5 protein-coding genes are annotated in these 5,754 nt (G+C 32.0%); all 5 read right to left on the bottom strand.

Translation table 11 applies throughout. The annotated features are described in order from the left end of the window. Window positions 1–145: 145 nt before the first annotated feature. Window positions 146–1,378, bottom strand: a complete 1,233-nt coding sequence (clpX, locus tag ACHZDT_RS12900) for an ATP-dependent Clp protease ATP-binding subunit ClpX (protein WP_394775039.1) — start codon at window positions 1,376–1,378, stop codon at window positions 146–148. Between the two features lie 176 nt (window positions 1,379–1,554). Then, window positions 1,555–2,229 carry an ATP-dependent Clp endopeptidase proteolytic subunit ClpP gene (gene clpP / locus ACHZDT_RS12905; protein ID WP_026985566.1) on the bottom strand — a complete coding sequence of 225 codons (675 nt, stop codon included), beginning with the start codon at window positions 2,227–2,229 and terminating at the stop codon, window positions 1,555–1,557. A gap of 326 nt (window positions 2,230–2,555) precedes the next feature. After that, window positions 2,556–3,878 (bottom strand): trigger factor, encoded by a 1,323-nt coding sequence (locus ACHZDT_RS12910; RefSeq protein ID WP_394775040.1) that lies wholly within the window; start codon window positions 3,876–3,878, stop codon window positions 2,556–2,558. Window positions 3,879–3,996: 118 nt separating this feature from the next. Then, window positions 3,997–4,341: a phage holin family protein gene (locus ACHZDT_RS12915; RefSeq protein ID WP_394775041.1), complete on the bottom strand. Its 345-nt coding sequence runs from the start codon at window positions 4,339–4,341 to the stop codon at window positions 3,997–3,999. A 209-nt stretch (window positions 4,342–4,550) separates the two neighbouring features. After that, complete coding sequence (locus ACHZDT_RS12920; protein WP_394775042.1) at window positions 4,551–5,315, bottom strand: alpha/beta fold hydrolase; 765 nt, start codon at window positions 5,313–5,315, stop codon at window positions 4,551–4,553. Between the last annotated feature and the right edge of the window lie 439 nt (window positions 5,316–5,754).

Here is a 5,754-nt window from a genome sequence, read left to right on the forward strand (position 1 = left end):
CCAAATATATAAATTTATTCTTAATAAAATAATATTAAAATAAAATATTTAAAAAAAATCTTACAAAAAAAACCTGTTCAAATAAATGAACAGGTTTATATATTAAGTTTGCCAATTTAAAAACTGGACAAATTTATTTTAAGCTTTAAGAAGCAATTTCCATACGCTTCAATAAATTTTTATTCAAAGTATGTTTTGCATAATCTTCATCGATTGTTAAAACTTTATCATCAGAACTTGGCAATTCGTACATAGCATCTGTTAAGATTGCTTCGCATAACGAACGTAATCCACGTGCTCCTAATTTGTATTCTAAAGCTTTGTCTACAATAAAATCTAATGCTTCGTCAGTAATACTAAATTCAACATCATCCATTAAAAATAATTTTTGATATTGTTTGATTAATGCATTTTTAGGCTGTGTCAAAATTGCACGTAAAGTTTCTCTGTCAAGAGGATCCATATGTGTCAAAACCGGTAAACGACCGATAATTTCTGGAATCAATCCAAAATCTTTGATATCTTTTGGAATAATATATTGCAGTAAATTGTCTTTGTCAATATTATCGACATTTTTAGAAGTTGAATATCCAACTGCCTGACGGTTTAAACGCTTAGAAATAATACGTTCTACACCATCAAAAGCTCCACCTGCAATAAACAGGATATTTTGAGTATTTACTTCTACAAATTTTTGATCCGGATGTTTACGTCCTCCTTTTGGCGGTACATTTACAACTGTTCCTTCTAATAATTTCAACAAAGCTTGTTGCACACCTTCACCAGATACGTCACGTGTTATTGATGGATTATCGCTCTTACGGGCAATTTTATCTATTTCATCAATAAAAACGATTCCTCTTTCAGCTTTGGTCACATCATAATCAGCAGCTTGCAGCAAACGTGTCAAAATACTTTCGACATCTTCCCCTACATAACCAGCTTCTGTAAGTACGGTTGCATCAACAATAGCCAAAGGAACGTCTAACATTTTTGCGATAGTTTTGGCTACCAATGTTTTTCCGGTTCCGGTTTGACCTACCATGATGATGTTACTTTTTTCAATCTCTACTTCGTCGTCTAATTGCTGTTGCATTAAACGTTTATAGTGATTGTAAACCGCAACTGACATTACTTTTTTAGTCTGATCCTGACCAATAACATATTGATCTAAGAAAGCTCTGATTTCTTTTGGTTTCTTTAAAATTAAATCACCAACAAGTTTTGCACTTCCGCCTGATTTTAATTCTTCTAATACAATTCCGTGTGCTTGTTCAATACACTTATCACAGATATGTGCATTGATACCTGCAATCAATAAATTGGTTTCTGGCTTTTTTCTTCCACAAAACGAACATTCTAATACTACTTTAGCCATTCTTTTTTTATTACTAAGTTGCAAAGTTACTAAGTTTCTGATATTTATCACTAAAACATCCAAAACTTAGTAACCTATTAACTTTATTTTTGTTTCAAGTTTCAGGTTTCAAGTTTCAGGTTTCAAGTTAACAATAGCAAACTTTAAACCTGAAACTTGAAACAAATAAACTTTTTTTAGCTTCTTCTCAATACTTCATCAATCATTCCGTATTCTTTAGCTTCGTCAGCTTTCATCCAGTAATCACGCTCACTGTCTTTGTGTACTTTATCAAAAGTTTGTCCTGAATGTTGAGAGATAATATGGTATAATTCATCTTTTAATTTCAACATTTCACGCAAGTTGATTTCCATATCTGTTGCAACTCCTTGTGCTCCTCCTGATGGTTGGTGAATCATTACTCTTGAATGTGGCAAAGCTGAACGTTTTCCTGCTGCTCCTGCACATAATAATACAGCTCCCATTGAGGCTGCCATTCCTGTACAAATTGTTGCTACGTCTGGTTTGATGTATTGCATTGTATCATAAATACCTAATCCTGCGTAAACGCTTCCTCCAGGTGAATTTAGATAAATTTGAATGTCTTTTGATGCATCAGCACTTTCTAAAAATAATAACTGCGCCTGAACGATGTTCGCGATCTGATCGTCGATACCTGTTCCTAAAAAGATAATTCTGTCCATCATTAATCTTGAAAACACATCTAATTGAGAAACATTCAACTGACGCTCTTCAATAATGTATGGAGTCATATTTGTTGGGTTCATTGCGGCTACGATTTTGTCGTAGTACATTGCGTTTACTCCCTGGTGCTTTGTAGCAAATTTTTTGAATTCTTTACCGTAGTTCATATTTTTAGTTTAAAAGTTGAAAGTCTAAGTCGGAAAGTGACTCAAACGAATCAAACAAAGTTCATACCTTTTTATAAAGAATGCCAATTTGTCTTATTTCTAGCCCAGATAGCAGTGAAAAGCTTTTTGAATTCCGTTTTTTAGTTTTTTTATTCTTGAAAGCGACTGGAAGAAGCTCTTACAAGAATTTAAAAAACTTAAACGGAAGAAAAAACTTGTAACGAATAGCTGGATTAGCTTCTGAAAAGTAATCAAAAATAAATTAAAACAAAAGAGCGTCAGGAAAAAACTTCCTGACGCTCAAATATACTTATTTTTTTTAGAAATTATTCTCCGTAAGATGCAGCAATAAATTCTTCGTAAGTTACTTCTTTAGTTGTTGGATTTGCTTTTTCTTTAAACACTTCTAACAATTTTTCAGCAACAACTTGCTCAGAAAGTCTTTTCACTTCGTCCTGGTTAGATAAAACTCTTGCCACGATTCCTTGTACTTCTTCGTCAGTTGGATTTGTTTGTCCAAATTGAGCCATTTGTTGTCTGATAGATTTTGTTGTAAAAGCTTTCAAATCTTCAAATGTAATTTGGATATTGCTTTGAGCCATTGCTTTTCCTTCGATTAATTGAAAACGTAATCCTTTTTCAGATCTTGTGTATTCAACTTCAGCTTCTTCTGCAGAAAGTTTTTTCTCTCCAACAGTTTGTAACCATTTTTTAAGGAATTCAGCCGGTAAATCAAATTTTGTGTTTTCGATAAGGAAATCCTGAACGTCTAACAATAATTTTTGATCTGCTTGCTGTGCGAATTGAGCTTCGGCATCTTCTTTAATTTTAGCTTTCAAATCTTCTAATGAAGCTACTTTTCCTTCACCAAAAAGTTTATCAAATAAATCCTGGTTTAATTCAGCTAATTCAGCTCCGTTGATAGCTTCGATAGTAAAGTTTACTTCAACATCTAAACCGTGAACGTCATCATGACCTACTTTTAGGTAATCCATTAATTGGTGATCATCTTCAAATAAACCTTTTGTGCTTACTGTAACAACATCTCCAACTTTTTTACCGATGAATTTATCAGCAGCAGCTTTATTGAATGTAGATAATGAAATTGTAGTTGTATTGTCGATACCTTTTTCTTCGTTTGAGAAAGTTCCTGTCAAATCTGAATCAGCAGACACAACTTCTTGTGGAATTGCTTTTCCAAATTGTTTTTGGATACGCTCTACTTGTCCGTCGATTAATTTATCATCAGCAGTAACAATATATTTTACGATATTGTTTTTTGCTTCTAAATCAATTTCGAAGTTAGGTACTAAACCAATTTCGTATTCGAAAGTTAGTTCTTCTGCATCCCAGTCAAAGTTTTCGTTTACTTTTGCAAGAGGAGTTCCTAAAAGATTTAATCTTTCAGATTGAACAAAACGCTCTAAAGCCAAATCAACAACTTTTTGAACTTCTTCTTGCTTAATTGATTTTCCGTATTGTTTTTCAACAAGGTCTTTAGGTACTTGTCCTTTTCTAAAACCTTTAACGGTAGCCAAAGGCATTTTTTCGTTTATTCTTTTTGCTACTTGACCTTTATAATCCATGTGAACAACTGTCATTACAATTGTTTCATTCACAGCGTTTATTGCTACTCTTTTGATATCCATCGTCTTCTTTAATTTACATAATAAAATTGGGTTGCAAAATTATAAAATTTTTGCAACCCAACCAAGTTTTTAGTCTATTGTATTTGAAGTCGTTTAAAATACGCTTTCTATATTTATTCTATTTATCGTCTCCAAGTATTTTATAGGTAACAGATTGAAGCAGAGATAATATGATACTGAAGAACAATGCTGTCCAGAATGAATCGACTGCAAAACCGCCAACAATATTCGTACACAACAAAATAATGATCGCATTAATTACCAATAAAAACAAACCTAAAGTAATAAAGGTTACAGGCAATGTCAGGATAACTAATATAGGTTTTATAAAAAGATTTAGTAATCCTAAAACAACTGCTACGATTACAGCTGTAGCAAAACTGGCAACGTGAACACCTGGCAAAAAGTTAGCGATTAACAAAACCAAAGCAGCAGTAACAAGAAGTCTGAGTAAAAAATTCATATCTTTTTTATTTAAAAGTTTGAATAAATATAATGATTTTTATATTGGATTAAAAGTATTTTTTGTTTCACGCAGATTTTGCAGATTTATCATAAGTAGTAAATAAATCCGTGAGAATCAGCTTAAATCTTTTTTAATCTGCGTGACATAATTATAAATCAAATCTTTAAAAAAAATCTTTCTAATTCTTTTAATCAGTTGCTTAAAAACTATTCTTTTAAAAACTGAGTAGTTAATTCAAAAAACATTTTAGGATTTTCGGCATGAAGCCAATGTCCGGCGTTTGGAATTGTTTCGAACTTAACATCCGGAAAATGTTGGCGTATTGCCTCAAAGTCTGTATCTAAAATATATCCTGAATTTCCTCCACGAATAAATAATGTGGGATTATTGAAAACTAAATCATCTGCCAAAGCTTTTCCAATGGCATCTAAATTAGTGTTAAAAACTGTCAGATTAAACCTAAAAGCCAATTGTCCGGGTTCCTGCCAATATAAATTCTTTAACAAAAACTGACGTGTTCCAAAATCGGGAACATATTCAGATAAAGTAGCTTCAACGTCATTTCGGCTTGGTTTTACTAAAAAATCAATTGCATTTAATCCTGCCAAAATATCCTGATGATGTTGTTTGTAAAATTTCGGACCTATATCTGCCACAATTAATTTATCTACAATTTCAGGATGTGTGGTTGCAAAAAGCATTGCTACTTTTCCTCCCATTGAATGTCCTAAAACATCAGCTTTACTTAAATTATTTGCCTGACAATATTCGAATACATCCTTTACCATTGCTTCATAAGTCCATTCATCTGAATGAAAACTGCGGCCGTGATTTCTTAAGTCTAATATATGAACCTGAAATCCAGCCTCTACATATTGCCCTGCCAAAGTTTTCCAGTTATCAGACATTCCTAAAAATCCGTGCATGATGATGAAAGGTTTTCCTTCGCCTTCTATTTTTGAGTATAACATTTATATTTTGGTTTTAAAAACAGAACACAAAGGTAAAAAACTTATCTGTCAATTATAAAATTATTGAATTCCCTAGTCCGCTTGATTTAATTTGTAAATAAATTTCATAAAAAATAAATATGTTATTACATACATAACTTTTAAGAAGATAAAAAATACTATTATCAATTCAACACAATTAAAACCTCTATTATTAGCCGCAATATTTTTTCAATAATTTATTCATTAAAACTTTGAGAATTTACAACAAGCATTTGATTAATTTCATCCAACATCTCAAATTCATCAGAAGGAAACATTTCTAAAACAGCGAACAAATTGCTGTGAAAAGCAATGAGATAAACCCGACAGGTTTTTAAAACATAAGTGTTCGGAAGATATTTTAAGTTGTATTAAATAGTGGTGATTTACTGGGATCTCCATCGCAGATTACCACTAT

This window comes from Flavobacterium sp. (genome assembly GCF_043722275.1).
GTDB lineage: Bacteria > Bacteroidota > Bacteroidia > Flavobacteriales > Flavobacteriaceae > Flavobacterium.

Excerpts from the sequence above, each read along its gene's own strand:
- clpX (WP_394775039.1), bottom strand. The coding sequence starts at position 1,378 with ATGGCTAAAGTAGTATTAGAATGTTCGTTTTGTGGAAGAAAAAAGCCA.
- ACHZDT_RS12910 (WP_394775040.1), bottom strand. The coding sequence starts at position 3,878 with ATGGATATCAAAAGAGTAGCAATAAACGCTGTGAATGAAACAATTGTA.
- clpP (WP_026985566.1), bottom strand. The coding sequence starts at position 2,229 with ATGAACTACGGTAAAGAATTCAAAAAATTTGCTACAAAGCACCAGGGA.
- ACHZDT_RS12920 (WP_394775042.1), bottom strand. The coding sequence starts at position 5,315 with ATGTTATACTCAAAAATAGAAGGCGAAGGAAAACCTTTCATCATCATG.
- ACHZDT_RS12915 (WP_394775041.1), bottom strand. The coding sequence starts at position 4,341 with ATGAATTTTTTACTCAGACTTCTTGTTACTGCTGCTTTGGTTTTGTTA.